The sequence below is a fragment of the Thalassobacillus pellis genome (assembly GCF_016908295.1).
Lineage (GTDB): Bacteria > Bacillota > Bacilli > Bacillales > Halobacillaceae > Thalassobacillus > Thalassobacillus pellis.
Genome location: NZ_JAFBDO010000003.1, coordinates 377231 through 392768, shown reverse-complemented (window position 1 = coordinate 392768; position 15538 = coordinate 377231). Strand labels below are relative to the sequence as shown.

Here is a 15538-nt window from a genome sequence, read left to right as displayed (position 1 = left end):
CCTATTTCCCCCCTTGTTTTAATAATCGGTGTGTACTTTCAACGAGAATCGAAACACCGATTGGAAGCGCATGTTCGTCAAGTTGAAAATCACTAGTATGAAGACTACTTTGAGGCGCGCCTTTTTTCCAACAGCCAAGGAAGAACATTGCGCCGGGAATGGCATTTGTCATATGGGAAAAATCTTCCCCACCCATCCCGAATGGTCTTTCGTGAATTTTTACATTGGGGTAAAGATGCCTGGCTGATTCTTTTATCACTTCATTGACTGAAGAATTGTTATTCAGTGCAGGTTCACCTTTTTCAATCTTCAGCTCATAGGTGCCTCCCAGGCTGCTGATTACCTCTGCCAACTGATTGATTTCATTTACCAGTGAAGTCCGAACATCAGAGGATAGCGAGCGCATGGTGCCGCTGATCACCACATGGTCCGGGATAACGTTTGGTGATTTGCCGCCATGTATTTCCCCTACGCTGATTGTCCCTGCTTCCAGAGGATCGACTTTCCGGCTCATCAAGCTATATAACCCCTGTAGAAAATAGCTGCTCATCCAGACCGGATCTGTGCCAAGGTGGGGGTATCCACCATGTCCTCCAGTTCCTTTGATGGTTAGATGAAAATTATCGATATTCGCCATACTCGGGCCATCACATACCTGTATTTCACCAGTATGATGCCAAGGACAGACATGAAGTGCGATGATCTTCTGAATATCATCAAGCACACCAGAACCCAGCATAAGGGGCGCACCTGTAAGGCCGTCTTCGTTAGAATTTTCCTCTGCCGGTTGAAAAATGAATTTAATAGTACCATTTAAATTCCCTGCATGTGCTTCTTCAGCCAGTAGTTTTACAGCTCCCAAGAGCATGGCAGTATGGGCATCATGCCCACAAGCATGCATGATTCCCTTGTTTTCTGATTGAAATTCTACCCCTGAGTTTTCTTCGATCGGCAGTGCATCCATATCTGCACGTAATCCGATAACTGGACCTTCTCCACCAAACAGTGTAGCCACAATCCCATGACCACCGATACCGGAACGGATATCAAGTCCACCTATGGCTTCAAGTTCCTTTCTGACAAACCTGCTCGTTTCTATTTCCTTAAAACTCAGCTCCGGGTGGCGGTGTAAATGACGCCGCCACCGGAGGAGTTCGGGTTTTAAAAATTCAGCGCTCAGGGTAATGCTGTCATGTTTGATTTGCATTGGGATCCCTCCCTTGCTCAGCCATTCACCGTAACCGTAGATTTAAGTGATTGGAATGCTTGGTCTAAATCATGTTTCAAGTCCTCGATATCTTCAATTCCCGCTGAGTACCTTACCAATCCTTCAGGAATACCCATGGCCGCGCGTTCTTCAGGCGTACATTCTACATGACTGGTCGTACGCGCCGGACCGACAATTGTTTCTACAGCACCAAGATTGGCAGCACGGTTGGAATATTTAAGTTTTGGAAGCAGATTTCTGACTGTTTCCATTCCGCCCTTAACTGAAAAGCTGAGCATACCGCCAAATCCATTCATTTGCTCTTTGGCAATGTCGTGTCCCTTATGCTCCTCTAATCCTGGATAGAAAACCTGGTCGACAGCTTCAAATGTTTTCAAATGACGTGCAATTGCCAAGGCATTATCATTTTGTCTGTCAATACGGAGTTTCAATGTCTTCATGCCGCGTAATAGAAGATAGGCAGCCATCGGGTCGAGTGTCGCCCCATTGATCTCACGGTAGTGATACACTTTTTCCACTAACTCCTTGCTTCCACATAGCGCGCCGCCTAATGCGTCTGCATGCCCTCCAAGAAACTTTGTTGCACTGTGGATAACTAAATCCGCGCCTAGTGCCAGTGGATTTTGGTTGACTGGTGTAGCAAACGTGTTATCAACCACCACAATAGCATCAACTTCTTTTGCAACTTTTGCCATCCGCTTAATATCTGTAATTTTCACAGTAGGGTTCGTCGGGCTTTCCAGATATAGAACCTTGCAGCCTTTTCTTACTTCTTCTTCAATAGCTTCATGATCACCCGTATCACATAAGACAACCTCTACTTGCTGTTTTGGCAGGAATTCAGTGAAGATTTTGTTTGTACCACCGTAGGTATCTTTAATAGAAACGATACGGTCACCAGGGAATAACAGAGTGCCTAGTGTGTTGCTGATTGCTGCCATTCCTGTGGAAAAGCTTGTAGCTGCTTCGGCATCTTCGAGAATTCTGATCTTTTCTTCAAAAGCCTGGACTGTCGGGTTCGTATTTCGGCCGTAAATATGACCTTCCTTTTTACCTACCGCGACATCATACCACTCGTCCATATCATCGTAACCAAAAGAAACACTGTGTACGACGGGAACCTGTGTAGCTCCGAATGCGAGTGAATCCTTTTCTCCAGCCCAAATTGCACGTGTACCGATGTTTGTTTTTTTCATATTTATTCCTCCTCTTTCCCTTGTTTTTCAATTTTTTCAAAAGCATATCTTGCGATTGCTGTATCCTGCACTCCTGTTCCAGTCAAATCACAAATGGTAATTTCCTCGGATTTGGAGCGCCCTTTTTTCCGTCCGCTGATAATTTCACCTAATTCGATGGAACTTTCGATAACCTCCTGATTCCTGCAGGACCGCAATTCCCCAAGGCGGAGTGACTGCTCCTTTACATCGCAGGCAACGATGTCAGCATTCTGGAGGACCTCCGGGGAAAGTTCCTGCTTATGCTCAGCATCAGACCCCATTGCCGTAATATGCAGCCCAGGATGGAGCCAATTTTCCATAATAACCGGCTCTGCCGAAGGAGTAGTCGTAACCACCAGATCACACTGTTCCACCAGCTCCCCGGGAGAAACAGTAATTTCCACCGGGATGTTTAGTAAGTGCTCCATATCGGACTTATATTGTTCCGCTTTTTCAGGAGTACGTCCGTAGACGAGAACTTTTTCAAAATCCCGGACTAGCTTCAGTGCTTGGATCTGGTACCTTGCCTGTGCTCCTGTACCAATCACTCCGACTGTCTTGACGTCTTCTCTGGAAAGGTATTTGGCAGCGACCGCTCCGGCAGCCGCTGTCCGCATATCGGTTAAATACCCATTGTCTGCAAGAACAGCTTTTGGTTCACCAGTAATCGCACTAAGCAGCAGCATCATGCCATTCGCACTCGGCAAGCCAAGCTTATAATTGTCAAAGAACCCCGAGGAGAGCTTGACAGCGAACGTATCATAGCCAGCAATATAGGCTGATTTGATATCGACTTCCCCATTATTTTCCGGAACATCAATCCGCATAATCGGGGGCATTTGCACTTGTTTTTCCACTAAATCACGGAATGCGGATTCGACAACTTCAATCACTGTTTCATCCAGCTGTATCGCTTTTTCAATTTCTTTACGTGTAATCAAATCCACACTGAACACCTCCTAGCTGATTTTATCGGTAGGATTGATGCTAAGCGGATCTCTGACAATCAATCCTTGAGGATAATTAGTGAATAACTCACAGCCATTTTCCGTGACCCGGAAGGTTTCACTGATTTCGATGCCATGATGGTCGAACCAGAGACCCGGGATCAAATGGAAAGTCATATTCGGCTCCAGGACAGTGGTATCTCCTTTTCGCAGGCTTGCTGTATGCTCGCCCCAATCAGGCGGGTATCCTAGACCGACGGAGTAGCCGAGCCTTGATTCTTTTTCTATCCCGTGCTTTGCAATGCTGTTTCGCCAGGTTGCTTCTATATCACCGCAGGTCATCCCAGGCTTGATTGCCGACAGTACTTCCTGAATTCCCTCTGTCACAATGTTTGACAGCGCTTGCATATCTTCGCTTGGCTGACCGATCGAAACAGTCCGGGCAAGTGGTACGTGATACCGTTTATAACAACCGGCAAGCTCGATAATTACCGCCTCACCATTAAGGTACGTGCGTTCTGTCCAGGTAAGATGCGGAATTCCCGTATTCTCTCCAGAAGGCAGCAACGGGACAATGGATGGATAATCTCCACCATGCTCCGGCGTCCCTTTGATCAATTGATTATATATTTCTGCGGCCGTATCACATTCTCGTCCGCCTTCCCTTATGCTTTCAATTCCTTTCATCATGGCATGTTCAGCGATCTTACCGGCACGACGCATATATTCGACTTCCTGATCAGATTTGATGATCCGAACGCCATTGACGAGCAGATCCGCATCCACAAAAGTAGCGTTTGGTAAATATTTTTGCAGCTGGGCGAATGCCTTGGCTGAGAAGTAATAGTTATCCATCTCCACCCCGATCGTCCGGTTCCCCTGACCGATCTGTCCCAGAATCTGAGCGACAAAGTCCATCGGGTGGCAGTGGCGGGAATGCACATAGTAATCGGGATAGGCAATGACGTTCTCATCGTAAATCCATGTCGTTTTCCTGGCGCCTCCTGCATCCTGGTACCGCCCGATCCATAATGGCTGCGGTTCGTCAATAATAATCACCAGCATTTGATGCACATAAAAGGACCATGCGTCATAGCCTGTAAGGTAATTCATGTTTGCAGGGTCCGTGATCAACAGCACCTCTATCCCTTTCTCTTCCATACGCCGCTTCGTTTTCTCTAAGCGGTCCTGGTACTCTAAAATATCAAACGGAAGCATCATCATATTCCCTCCTTACACTTACAGAATATTATTTCTATTCTTACTTTCATTGTATTCTGTGGTTTGCCAGGATGTAATGTTCAAACTGTATGAACTTACGTGCGTGGGCATTATACAAAATGATTTACCAAAAAAAGGTTCTCCTGGGGCGCCTTTTTTTACCAAATATAAAACCCCTTGGGCGGCCTTTTCAGGTTCCCTGAGGGGTTTCTGGATTTCTTCTTCATACATCTTGTTTCAGCATCCACAATCGGACACTGAGTTCAAGCAGGAAAAAATCATCCGAATCGACTAACGACAGCTGGGTCAGCTGTTCAATTTTTCTTAAGCGATGGAGCAGTGACTGGCGGTGAAGGTGCAAAGCACGGGCAGTCTGGCTTACGTTTGAGTTATATTTGCTGTAAACGAGAAAAGTCTGGATAAGGTCTGTCTGCCTTTTCTTATCGTATTCCACCAATGCAGACAACGTATTTTTCACAATCGAGTTGATTTCAGGTTCCCGGGATAATGCCATCAGTAACCTGTTAATGCGCGTATCACTGAAAAATGTCCGTTCCCCTTTTCCGTTTTGCTGTATGCCGATATCCAATGCAGTTTTTGCTTCCTGATAGCTTTTATGAAAGGCAAAATGTCCATCTTTATGGATTGCGATTCCCCAGGATATATCCATCCCGGAAAGCAGATCATTCAATCGGCGGTCAATCATATCCAAAAATTGATTCGCTGTCTCCATATAGGGATGCTGGTCTGCTTCGAGGTAAATGATGACCTCCCCTTCTTCAAACGTTGCCATCGCTCTCCGCTTCAAAATATCACCGGCTTTATGGATTTCTTTCTGGATATAATAATTGCTGCTTTGCATAGAAGAAGCAGCCGGACGATCTGTGGATTTCAGCTTTTCATTTTTTTCTGTAAAATCTATCTGCCCAACGATACAAATATATGAACGGGTCAAATCATATCCGAGCAGCTGGCCGCGGGAAAGCATCTGCTTATTGATGTCATTGTCCTTCTTTGCAAGGTCCAGCAAAAAATTGTCACGCAGTCTAATTTCTGTCATCTCGATAGCATTCTCCTGTAGAAAGTACAACGCACAAGCGGTTAATGCATGCTCGAGAACATTCATGACCAGCCATGTAAGTTGATGCCTGTCTTCCGGCTGAAATAGCAGGTATCCCTGCTTTTTATGATTGGAGAGAATGGTCAATTGAAAACAAGTTTGCTGATCGACGATATATTCCTCAATATGATGATAGAGCGGATGCTCACTAAACTGGATATCCGTCTGAGGAATTAACTGAACATGCCCTTCTTTTTCCCCATTAATCACTTTAAGAATGTTGACATCAAAGGCATGATTCGCTCGTATTTTTTTCCTGTCATCACTGATGGCGATCGGAATCTTCGTATGCTTATATAAGAGCGCCGTAATTTCCTGTAATCCTTTTCCATCGAGAACACAGGTGATCAGCTGCTGTCTGATTTCCTCAGCCTGCTGCCTATCCGCCTGTTTTTCCTGGCTGATTTCTTCGAGGACAACCTGAAGAACGTCACCGAATCTCACTTCCCAAGGGAGATCAATGATGACAAGCCGGCTTTTGTCAGCTAATTGAATGATTCGGTCGGGAATATCGTAAATATACCTTCCAGTCGCAAAAGCCAGGGCTGAGGCACCAGATTTAATAACGTCTTTTACATACTCCTCTAATAACAGAGGGTCATTCTCACAACCGATGCCCGTACTCAACACAAACTCATTGCTTCTGACGAAATTTTCGACAGGTGTTTCAATGACTGAAATCCAATCCACCTCATTATCAGCCAGGACAGACCTGCCAGCCTTCACCTTTGCCATTTCCATAATCGGAAAATGCATGATATCTTTTACAGTTAATCCCATATGGAACACCTCGGCACCTGTAAACTAATACCGCTCCATCAATGAACGGATCGTAGAATGATCGATATTATTCCCACTGACAATGACAACGACATTTTTGCCTTTCCATTGCGTTTTTTCATGCAGCAGCCACCCGATACCTGCTCCGGCAGCTCCCTCTATAGCCATTTTATGATATTCCAGCATGAACATTATCCCTTTAGCGATAAAAGTTTCAGAAACTAGCTCACTATCATCAATAAGTTCTCGTACCATCTGGAAGGTATAGCGGTTTTCGGGTCCTAGTCCACCTAATAAACTATCAGCCAGCGTGTCGGATTCTTTCAGAACTACTGGTCGTCCCTGCTTCAAGCTTTCATGCATGACTGCTCCTTTTTCCATGGAAACACCTGTGACAGCAATTGATGGGTATGCAGATTTTAAGGCGAGACCAATTCCCGAAAGCAGACCTCCTCCTGAAAGTGGGATAACTGCCTGGTCAATCTCTGGGAGCTGTTCGAGGATTTCAAGGCCAATCGTCCCTTGTCCAGCAATCACTTCCCTATCGTCGAATGGCTTGATGATTGTAACTCCTGTCTCTCTTTCTAATTCGTAACAAAACTTCTCGGCGTCATCCTGGTTCTCACCAATAATTTCTACTTCTGCTCCTAGTTTCTTCAGTTTATTGACTTTCTCCTTCGGCACTCTTCTGGAAATACACACCGTTGCAGGTACGCCAAGTCTTCCAGCCAAATAGGCAACTGCTATTCCGTGGTTCCCAGTTGAAAAAGTTGCTATGCCTTTCTTCTTTTGATCCTCAGATAATGAAAGTATTTTATTAGCTGCACCTCTGATTTTAAACGCTCCGGTTGGATGTAAATTCTCGAGCTTTAGGTATACTTTGCCGCCCGTATGGCTGGATAGCATTTCAGAGTAGATTAATGGCGTACGTTCGACCACTTGTTGGATCCGCGCTTTTGCTCTCCATATATCTTGAGTGTTCATCCCAGCTATTTTTACAAACTCCACCTCATGCACCACCTTAAGTACCTTTACTGAAGTATATATATAAATATAATTATCAGTCAATTCATAATTATCAGCAATATGACGCATTTAAAAGATAATTCACAAAAATGGATTCACTATAGCTATTAACCTCCTAAAACAACGAAATTTCGCTTTTTTCGACAAATTTTATAATTGTTGAAATGGAGCTCATTTTAGCTATTTACGTTCTTGGGAATTTGTTTCGGCCATATTTTAATAACCAGGGGGTGCTGTAATTGCCAATTGCTTTTCAGAAAAGTTATATTTATACCGTACAGGATGGGGATACACTTTATGCCATTGCTAATCGCTTTGGAAGTTCTGTTTCTGCATTAGAGACAGCTAATCATTTATTCCCTCCGGTGACAGATGCGGGACTCATTTATCCGGAAGATGTGCTGGTTATACCAACAATGCAGCCTGTTGAATTAATGTCGTACATGATCCAGCCTGGTGATACATTGTTCGATGTCTCAGAATCATTTTCAGCCCATCCTGATTTGGTTGCAGGAATCAACAGGATAGCTGATCCCAGCTTGATTTATCCAGGTCAGCCTCTTTATGTACCTGCTTTCGGGTATAACATCGGGAGTGGCGATACCCTTTTTGGAATCTCTCGTACATTGGGTGTCCCGATCAGAGCGATACTAGAGGCAAATGCTGATCGAACTGGGTTCCAGCCAGATATCATATGGCAGGGATACCAGCTGATTATTCCACTACCCACTTCGAGAAATATCATTGTCGTAAACCCTTATCCAGGGATGAAGTTTCAAAATGGTCAGCTGCTGGAAGGGTTCGCACGGGTATTCGAAGCTGTGGTCAATTATCAGGTACGCGATGCAAATGGTGCAGTAATCACTGATGAGCGGTTCACCATGACAAACGCAGGGGCACCTGCTTATGGCTGGTTTAGTGTACCTGTACTCTTCGACCGCCAGCCTGCAACTCAAACTGGCGAACTGTGGGTTTACAGCCGAAGTGCGAAAGATGGAAGCATGCAGGACCTTCTTAAAATAACTATTAAGTTTTAAATCCCCCGTTTCTTACCTAAAGGAAATACCTCTTACCACAAAAAAAGCCTGAAAATCGGCTTTGCCGAATCCAGGCTTTTTTATGTTTATCCTGCTCTTCTCTTCTCCACATCTTGATAACCTTCACCGCGGAATTTGAATAGTTGTTTGACAAACCAGAGAGCAACTGCCAGCCATACGATCGAGCCGAAAACCATGGAAGTTTCGTAGGCCATTCCGAATCCCTCTGGCGCATAAAAGATATACGTACTCACGACGGCTGTCATGAATAATGCCGGTATGCTGCAAATCCAGTGAAATTTTTTTGTATGCAGCAAATACATGGCACCTGTCCACAACATGACTGTCGCTACGACCTGATTGGACCAGCCTACATAGCGCCATAAGAAACTATAATCCATCTGGGTCAACAAAAAGGTAGGCAATGCTACCGGAATCACCATCAATATAGGCGCCCACTTAGATGTAATTTCTTTTTTTCGAAATTGATTCAATAAATCAACTAGCATCATCCGTGAAGACCTTAATGCAGTATCTCCTGTCGTTATCGGAAGGATAATAACACCAAGAATCGCCAGAACTCCACCTAGTGTTCCCAGGGTCGTCTTACTGATTTCGTTGACGACACCTGCCGGCCCACCTGAACCGAGTGCTTCTTGAAGTCCGCCAGTGCCGCCGAAAAAAGCCATACCTGCCGCTGCCCACACCAGGGCAATGATTCCTTCTCCAATCATGGCACCATAAAATACTTTTCGTCCTTCACTCTCTTTTTTCAGCGTCCTGGCCAGAATCGGACTCTGTGTGCTATGGAAACCGGAAATAGCACCACAGGAGATGGTTACCATTAATAACGGCCACATCGGAAGCTCGTCCGGATGAAGATTGCTCAAAGTCAAATTAGGGATGGGATTATCAAAAAAGAACATTCCGATGCCGATTGAAACTGCCATAAAAATAAGAATGGCACCAAATATCGGATAAATTTTTCCAATCACCTTATTTACAGGCAATATGGCTGCTAAAAGGAAATAACCGAAAATAACGAATAAAGACGTTGTAAAACCAAGCGGTGTAACTTCAGACATCAGTTTTGCAGGTCCAGCTGTAAATGCTGCCGCAACTAAAATCATCAATACGATCGATAATAGATTAATCATAGATTGGGCAGGTTTCCCTAAATACTTCCCAACCAAAGTCGGGTATTGTGCGCCATTATGTCGCAGGGAAAGCATTCCGGAAAAATAATCATGGACTGCCCCGCCGAATATACATCCGATTACAATCCAAATGAAGGCAACGGGACCATAGAGAGCTCCCATGACTGCCCCAAAGATCGGTCCAAGCCCAGCAATATTCAACAACTGGATCAGGGTGGCCTTCCACCAGCTCATTGGCATGTAGTCAAAGCCATCATTATGTGTATATGCAGGTGTTTTTTGGTCGTCATTGATTCCAAAAATCCGTTCAACCACCTTAGCATAAAATATATAACCTGCGATCAATAGTATGACGGATGCAATAAATGTAAGCATCGCTGTGCCTCCCCTCAAAAAATACATGATAGGGAGTATTCTATATCGTCCGTTGCAAAAAAACAACATAAATTCTGAAAGTTTTTATAATTCTTCATTCTTCCCTAGTGGAGAGACAATTATTGCCAGTCTGTGTCTTTTCAAGAAATACAGTTGTTTATAAATTCATTTCCAAAAAGCGGAACCCTTCCACTCCTGCAAAAGAACGAGGGAGCCGAAATCGCCGAGCGTGGGTTTCACGAGGAAGCTCGGGCGCTCATCCGCGGAAAGGGAAGGGTCCTTCGCTCCTGGCGGCAAGTAAAAAAGCTTGTAGAAAAACGCGGGGGTTTCTCTACAAGCTGAAGAACGATGGAGTTCCATCGTTCATTCTGTCTGATTATTATTTGCTGACGCTTCTTCGTCGTCCATACCTTTTATCTCTTCAATCTCACCTGTCAGTTCTTGGAGTTTATTTTCCAGAATGTTCATGAATATGATTTTGGAATCAAGCTCCTCCTCATACTCGAACGTCTGCCCAAGAAGATTTTTGATTTGATTATCTAAGTGTACAAGCAGATTTCCCTCACTATCATCTGTTTGTTCTTCCTCAGCATTCAACAAGCGTTGTATGTCTTCTCGTAATTTACCATTCTGCTGTTTCAGCAGCTTATTCCCTTCTTCAAGGGCTTTGATTACCTCTTCCTTATCTCTAATTATTTCTTCCCGCTCAGAATTTTCTTTCTTAAGAAGCTGATCCTTATTTTTCCATTCTTTTTCTTTTTGCACATACTCTCCAAGCCGGTGCTCCAATTCCCTGTTGGCAGCACGAAACTGATCAAGCTGTTGCGCAAATTCTTCCCCCTGCTCATCTGCTTGTTTTTCCTGGTCCTTGATACGCTTCATTAAAGCAGCTTTTTCCTCTTCGTGTTTGTGATTAGCGTTACTTGCATTTTTTAAGTCTTCTTTCAACTGCTTGCATTCACTTTGCAGCTGAACGACCATTTTTTTCAATTTTTCATTGGCAAATTCCAGTTCTGTTAATCTGTCAGCGGTTGTCTGCTTATTTTTGTGAAGGTAGGACAGCTGCTCGCGAAGATTTTGCTCTACTAAACGAAATTCGCTGCCTTTTTTTTGCAATTCTTCCTGAATACTCTTGTTTTTAGCCTGTAAATGGGCAATATCACCTTGCCGCTGTGATAAACGCTCCTTTAACTCATTGGCTTCTTCTTTTCGAGCCTTAGCCTGACCCACAAGTTCCTGATTCAGCTTTTCTATTCTGGTAATCTTATTTTGAAAATCTAACTTCTCCTGTAAAAGTGCTTCCTGCTGCTGCCTTGCGGTTAATACTTCATCTTCAAAACGCTTCTTCCGTTTGTCACTTTCCTGTTGTAATGCTTGAATATCATTAACAGCTTCTTCCTTTTCTTCTCGGAGCTTATTGTTCTGCTCCTTAAGTTGCTCTAATTGTGAGTAATGATAATTGTCCTGGTAATCTTTCACCTTTTCTTTATATTTGGCAAGCTCAGATTTGAAGTGGATGATTTTCTGCTGTAATTGAATGGGATCAGTCGTCGTATTTTTCTTCACTACCGTAACCTCCCGTAGTCTTAATGAAAATGTTGACGTTACTTTCATCTATATGTCATACACCCAGGAAGGTTACTTCTGACATTACGCTTCTTTCAATATGGAAATGATTTCCTCAAAAGCTTTTGCATCCTCATCCATCCGTTCATCCAGAATATTCTCCAGATCCCCCGCAAAATCGAAATTTCCATTATCTGTTTCTCCTGGGGTCCCTTGATTATCCATTTGCATTAATAGATAGATGAGGAGCATGTTCAGTGTACTGTTTTCTAAAAAGACAAAGCTGTTATTCTTGCTGTCACGTTTTTCTTTGGTTTCTTCCAGGTGGGCTTGCATGTACTCTCTCAGTAGCTGTTTGATCAACAAGCTTTCCCTTCCATCCCGCTTATTCATGCTCTTCCCCTCGCTCCTTTGCTGTTCCACTGATATTTATTTGATTTAATGCGCTCCTGCCTTCCTTAACCTGATCCCCATAAATAAATCCCATGAGACTGCCGGAATAGGAACCCTTCGCGAGCCATTTCAACTGAAAATTAGAAAAGTGAAGTTTGTCTCCAGGCAGCAAAGTCTGTTTTCCTAACGGTCTCAACCAATATTCTTCTTTATTGGTCTGGTCATTGATTCGTTCCCATGCATCCGGTGTTTTTCGTTTCAGTTTGGAAGTTTCATAAACATATCTTCCTGAAAATTCGAAAGGTGCCCCTTCTGATATTTTCAGGCAGATATACGGCTTTTCCAACGGCTGATTTCCAAGGTTCTCGATGTAGAAGTTGCCAAGGCAGATACTGTCAAGATCAGAATCATGGGATACATTCAATGAATATGTAAAATAGCTGATAATCTGAAAATATTGAGGAGTTTTCAGTCTGGTTACAGCTGTTTTTATTTCCTGTAAGTAGGAAGAATTCGCCGTCTGCCATTGATCCAGCTTATCCTGAAGATCAGCCAGTTTATTCCCCACTCCATTCACCTCCTTAGTAAAACTTGCCTTCGCCCACCCGTTCGTGAATGTGTAGGAATCTTAAATTTTTCCTGCATGGAGGGACACCTTGCAATAATTAAATATAAAAAAAATAAAGAGAGGAGCAGACCTCTCTTTATCCTTATGCTTGATAAAAAATTGTTATTCGCCGTTGTCGTCGTTCGGGAACAAGACTGGGCATTGTGGTGGAATGGTTGGAGCCGGACATGATGGAACTGGAAGCTCTTCCCTTGGCTCACAGAAATCAGCGACGATTTCAAGTGTCACATCAAAAGTAGACTGGATGCTTTGGCAAAGACGTACATTGATGACCGCGTCGAAAGTACCGTCGACATCACAGTCAAAGTCACATACAAAGCAGTCAAGTTCTGTAAATGTGATTTCGATATCTGTACCAGTCGGAGCACATAGAACTACTTGCTCACAGCGGGAGAATGGGAATTCTGCTGTAGCGTCAGCACCGCCTGCTACTAACGGGAATGTAAGCGTTACTACGAAGTTTTTCCGAATTGTCACTAGTTGAAGTGTGATCAAGGTGCCATCGATGACAAACGAACGGTCCTCCCTGCTCAATTCCTCAAAAGGAGTGACTGGGTCCGGAGTTACTTCACAAGTAACTTCATCAAGAATGATATCGTCACACGTCAGTGCTTCTTCGTCCACGATCGGTAAGTCTTCATCTGTAAGGATCAGTTCGAAGTTAGCTTCGTTCAAGATCCAGTCGTAGACTTTTTCTGTGTTAATACATAGAAGCTCCTGGCCTCCACTAAGATTTTTTGCTTGCATTATAGCAAACACCTCCGAATAAGATTATTTTGTTTTCATTCGTAGCATATGACCATCTGGGGATTTGGGTATAATGATTAAGCGGAATTTTGAGCAAATTAATTACTTTGTACTTTTGTCCCGAATGAAAGGTACCTCTCCGTGAACCCGATTAAATCCCTTCATTACTGCATTTTCAACCCTTTTGACTGCATTGGCTTAAACGTTCCATTTATGCATAATTTAACAGCGAAAATTTTTACTGGGAAAAGTCTGCTGCAGCAAAAGATTAAAACCGCCTACACTAGCATATTAATGAATATAGGAATGATTTGGTGACCCGCAGCGTATTTTATGGTTTGAAAACCTGGCACATTTGTCACGGATTGGTAATCCATAAATAGTATATTAATGTGCTGAAAAAGGGTGATGAGTGATGGAACGTTACAGGTTATATAACACTCAGGATATTGATCAGCTAAAAGAAAAACTCGCGACTTACAAGGACACCTTAATGTCTTTGAAAGCTGGCGAGGCTATAGACGACTACCTTCTTACCAAGCGCGAAATTTTTGGCGTAAAAAATCAATTGTCAAAATTAGAAGGAGTAATGAAGAAAATGGAGGAATATCAAGGTAGGCAAATTACGGATTATGAGCAAGAGGTGGAGAACATTTCGGCTCAGATTCAATCAGTCAACTCTTCTGTTGATAATTTGAAGCAAGATGTCAATATGATTATGGATAAACTCAACCTTATACTGAATAACCCCCCTGCCCCAAAACAGGAAGAAAAAGAGGAACTTTATGCTTTAAAAGAGGAATTGCAAAGCTTAAAGCAGCAAGTCAGGACAGAAACGGAATCAGCACCTCAAGCGAGCTACTCCAATAATCGAAGACCTTCATCCTATAATCAATTACGTAATATGATCCACACATCCCGGCAAATTCAGCTGCCACCCGGAGAAAAAAAAACTGGGCTGACTAACAAGTCTTCCTATGACTATGGGTATGGCTATGGCAGAAACAGTTCCCAACACGTGAGCTCCTCGTCAAACAAACAAGGCAAAAACATTAACAATGCCAGATATAAAGGAAATGGGGCTTATTCAGAATGGGAATTAAACAGGAACATTATGCGACGGCCATCAGACAAAAAAGGAAAAAAAAACGATGAGCCGGACTACGGCATAAGCCCTGCTGAAGCTGCCAACCAACCAGATATGACGGCTGAAATGAACGAACAACATCCTGTAATGAAATCATCATCAGCTGAAAATGAAACAACACATCAGGAAAAGACCTCAGAATCCGAAGCAACGCAAAAAGAAGTTAAAGCACAAGAAGCAGCCATTGATGCTAGAACAGAATCCCAGCAAGCTGATCAGTCAGAAGAGACAAAAACACAAATAAAATCACAGAAATTTGAATTACCAGCCCGAAAACAATCGGATATTCAAGAGCATGGAAAACAAACTACCGAAACAGTTAAAAACTCTACTGACAAACTTGAGAATAAAAAAGAAGTTAACAGTAAAAACAAACCAGAACCAACATTAAAAGCTGAGGAAACCCATTCATCCGAAGAATCCTCTGAGGTCTCTGCAAAAGATGAAGAAACCACTACCAAGCGTATCGAATTTTCTTCCTTATTTTCGATATTCCAGAAAAAGTAGTGATCCAATCATGAACAAATTTATTATTCCAACTCCGATCTATGAGGAAATGATTCTTCACGGAAGCGCCAACCTTCCTTATGAAGTTTGCGGTTTACTGGCAGGTTTCGGCAGCGAGGTAAAATCAATTTGGAAATTGGAAAATGAGCGGAAGTCTGAAAAGAGTTTCTTTGTGAGCAAACAGGTAGTCGAAGAAACGCTGAAATATATATCTGAACGTAAGGAACAGGTTCTAGCTGTCTATCACTCTCACCCTACAACAGCACCTGTTCCTTCTTCTATGGATATACACAACCACCAGGAAGAGGAAATCAAAATGGTCATTATTTCTTATAAATATAAGCATCCCGAAATGAAATGCTATCAGGTGATCAACAACGGTTATATGGAGTGCCCTTTTTTCATAAAAACTCCATGATAGCCCTGACCTTTTAGCTTGAGG

At 43.2% G+C, this 15538-nt stretch carries 14 protein-coding genes; 3 read left to right on the top strand and 11 right to left on the bottom strand.

Going from position 1 to position 15538, the window contains the following annotated elements:
* Window position 1: 1 nt before the first annotated feature.
* From JOC33_RS12470 to eutB, 6 genes are all read right to left on the bottom strand, one after another.
* Window positions 2–1207: a M20 metallopeptidase family protein gene (locus tag JOC33_RS12470; protein ID WP_205092848.1), complete on the bottom strand. Its 1206-nt coding sequence runs from the start codon at window positions 1205–1207 to the stop codon at window positions 2–4.
* A gap of 17 nt (window positions 1208–1224) precedes the next feature.
* Window positions 1225–2424: a cystathionine gamma-synthase family protein gene (locus tag JOC33_RS12465; protein ID WP_205092847.1), complete on the bottom strand. Its 1200-nt coding sequence runs from the start codon at window positions 2422–2424 to the stop codon at window positions 1225–1227.
* A 2-nt stretch (window positions 2425–2426) separates the two neighbouring features.
* The gene (locus JOC33_RS12460) at window positions 2427–3392 is read right to left on the bottom strand and encodes a cyclodeaminase (protein WP_205092846.1); all 966 of its coding nucleotides are present in this window, start codon (window positions 3390–3392) and stop codon (window positions 2427–2429) included.
* 12 nt (window positions 3393–3404) lie between these two features.
* Window positions 3405–4610: a M24 family metallopeptidase gene (locus JOC33_RS12455; protein ID WP_205093087.1), complete on the bottom strand. Its 1206-nt coding sequence runs from the start codon at window positions 4608–4610 to the stop codon at window positions 3405–3407.
* Window positions 4611–4836: 226 nt separating this feature from the next.
* Entirely contained in the window at window positions 4837–6513 is a 1677-nt protein-coding gene (locus JOC33_RS12450) for a PucR family transcriptional regulator (RefSeq protein WP_205092845.1), read from the bottom strand.
* Between the two features lie 24 nt (window positions 6514–6537).
* On the bottom strand, window positions 6538–7521 hold the full coding sequence (gene eutB / locus JOC33_RS12445) for a hydroxyectoine utilization dehydratase EutB (protein ID WP_338054512.1): 984 nt from the start codon (window positions 7519–7521) through the stop codon (window positions 6538–6540).
* Window positions 7522–7778: 257 nt separating this feature from the next.
* Between eutB and JOC33_RS12440 the strand changes: the two genes are divergently transcribed.
* Entirely contained in the window at window positions 7779–8576 is a 798-nt protein-coding gene (locus JOC33_RS12440; protein ID WP_205092844.1) for a LysM peptidoglycan-binding domain-containing protein, read from the top strand.
* Window positions 8577–8662: 86 nt separating this feature from the next.
* On the opposite strand, the gene JOC33_RS12435 is transcribed toward JOC33_RS12440, so the two are convergent.
* The 5 genes from JOC33_RS12435 to JOC33_RS12415 form a co-directional block, all read right to left on the bottom strand.
* Window positions 8663–10108, bottom strand: coding sequence for a carbon starvation CstA family protein (locus tag JOC33_RS12435; protein WP_205092843.1), 1446 nt, complete (start codon window positions 10106–10108; stop codon window positions 8663–8665).
* Between the two features lie 363 nt (window positions 10109–10471).
* Window positions 10472–11674 carry a coiled-coil domain-containing protein gene (locus JOC33_RS12430; RefSeq protein WP_205092842.1) on the bottom strand — a complete coding sequence of 401 codons (1203 nt, stop codon included), beginning with the start codon at window positions 11672–11674 and terminating at the stop codon, window positions 10472–10474.
* Between the two features lie 84 nt (window positions 11675–11758).
* A complete protein-coding gene (locus JOC33_RS12425; RefSeq protein ID WP_205092841.1) occupies window positions 11759–12067 on the bottom strand; it encodes a hypothetical protein in 309 nt (102 codons plus the stop codon).
* Window positions 12060–12635, bottom strand: a complete 576-nt coding sequence (locus JOC33_RS12420; protein WP_205092840.1) for a hypothetical protein — start codon at window positions 12633–12635, stop codon at window positions 12060–12062. The genes JOC33_RS12425 and JOC33_RS12420 overlap by 8 nt, the downstream gene beginning before the upstream one ends.
* Before the next feature lie 162 nt (window positions 12636–12797).
* Window positions 12798–13442 (bottom strand): BMQ_0737 family morphogenetic spore coat protein, encoded by a 645-nt coding sequence (locus JOC33_RS12415; protein ID WP_205092839.1) that lies wholly within the window; start codon window positions 13440–13442, stop codon window positions 12798–12800.
* A 412-nt stretch (window positions 13443–13854) separates the two neighbouring features.
* Here JOC33_RS12415 and JOC33_RS12410 point away from each other — a divergent pair, with 412 nt between their 5' ends.
* Window positions 13855–15096, top strand: coding sequence for a hypothetical protein (locus tag JOC33_RS12410; RefSeq protein ID WP_205092838.1), 1242 nt, complete (start codon window positions 13855–13857; stop codon window positions 15094–15096).
* Between the two features lie 10 nt (window positions 15097–15106).
* The gene (locus JOC33_RS12405; RefSeq protein WP_205092837.1) at window positions 15107–15514 is read left to right on the top strand and encodes a M67 family metallopeptidase; all 408 of its coding nucleotides are present in this window, start codon (window positions 15107–15109) and stop codon (window positions 15512–15514) included.
* Window positions 15515–15538: the final 24 nt, after the last annotated feature.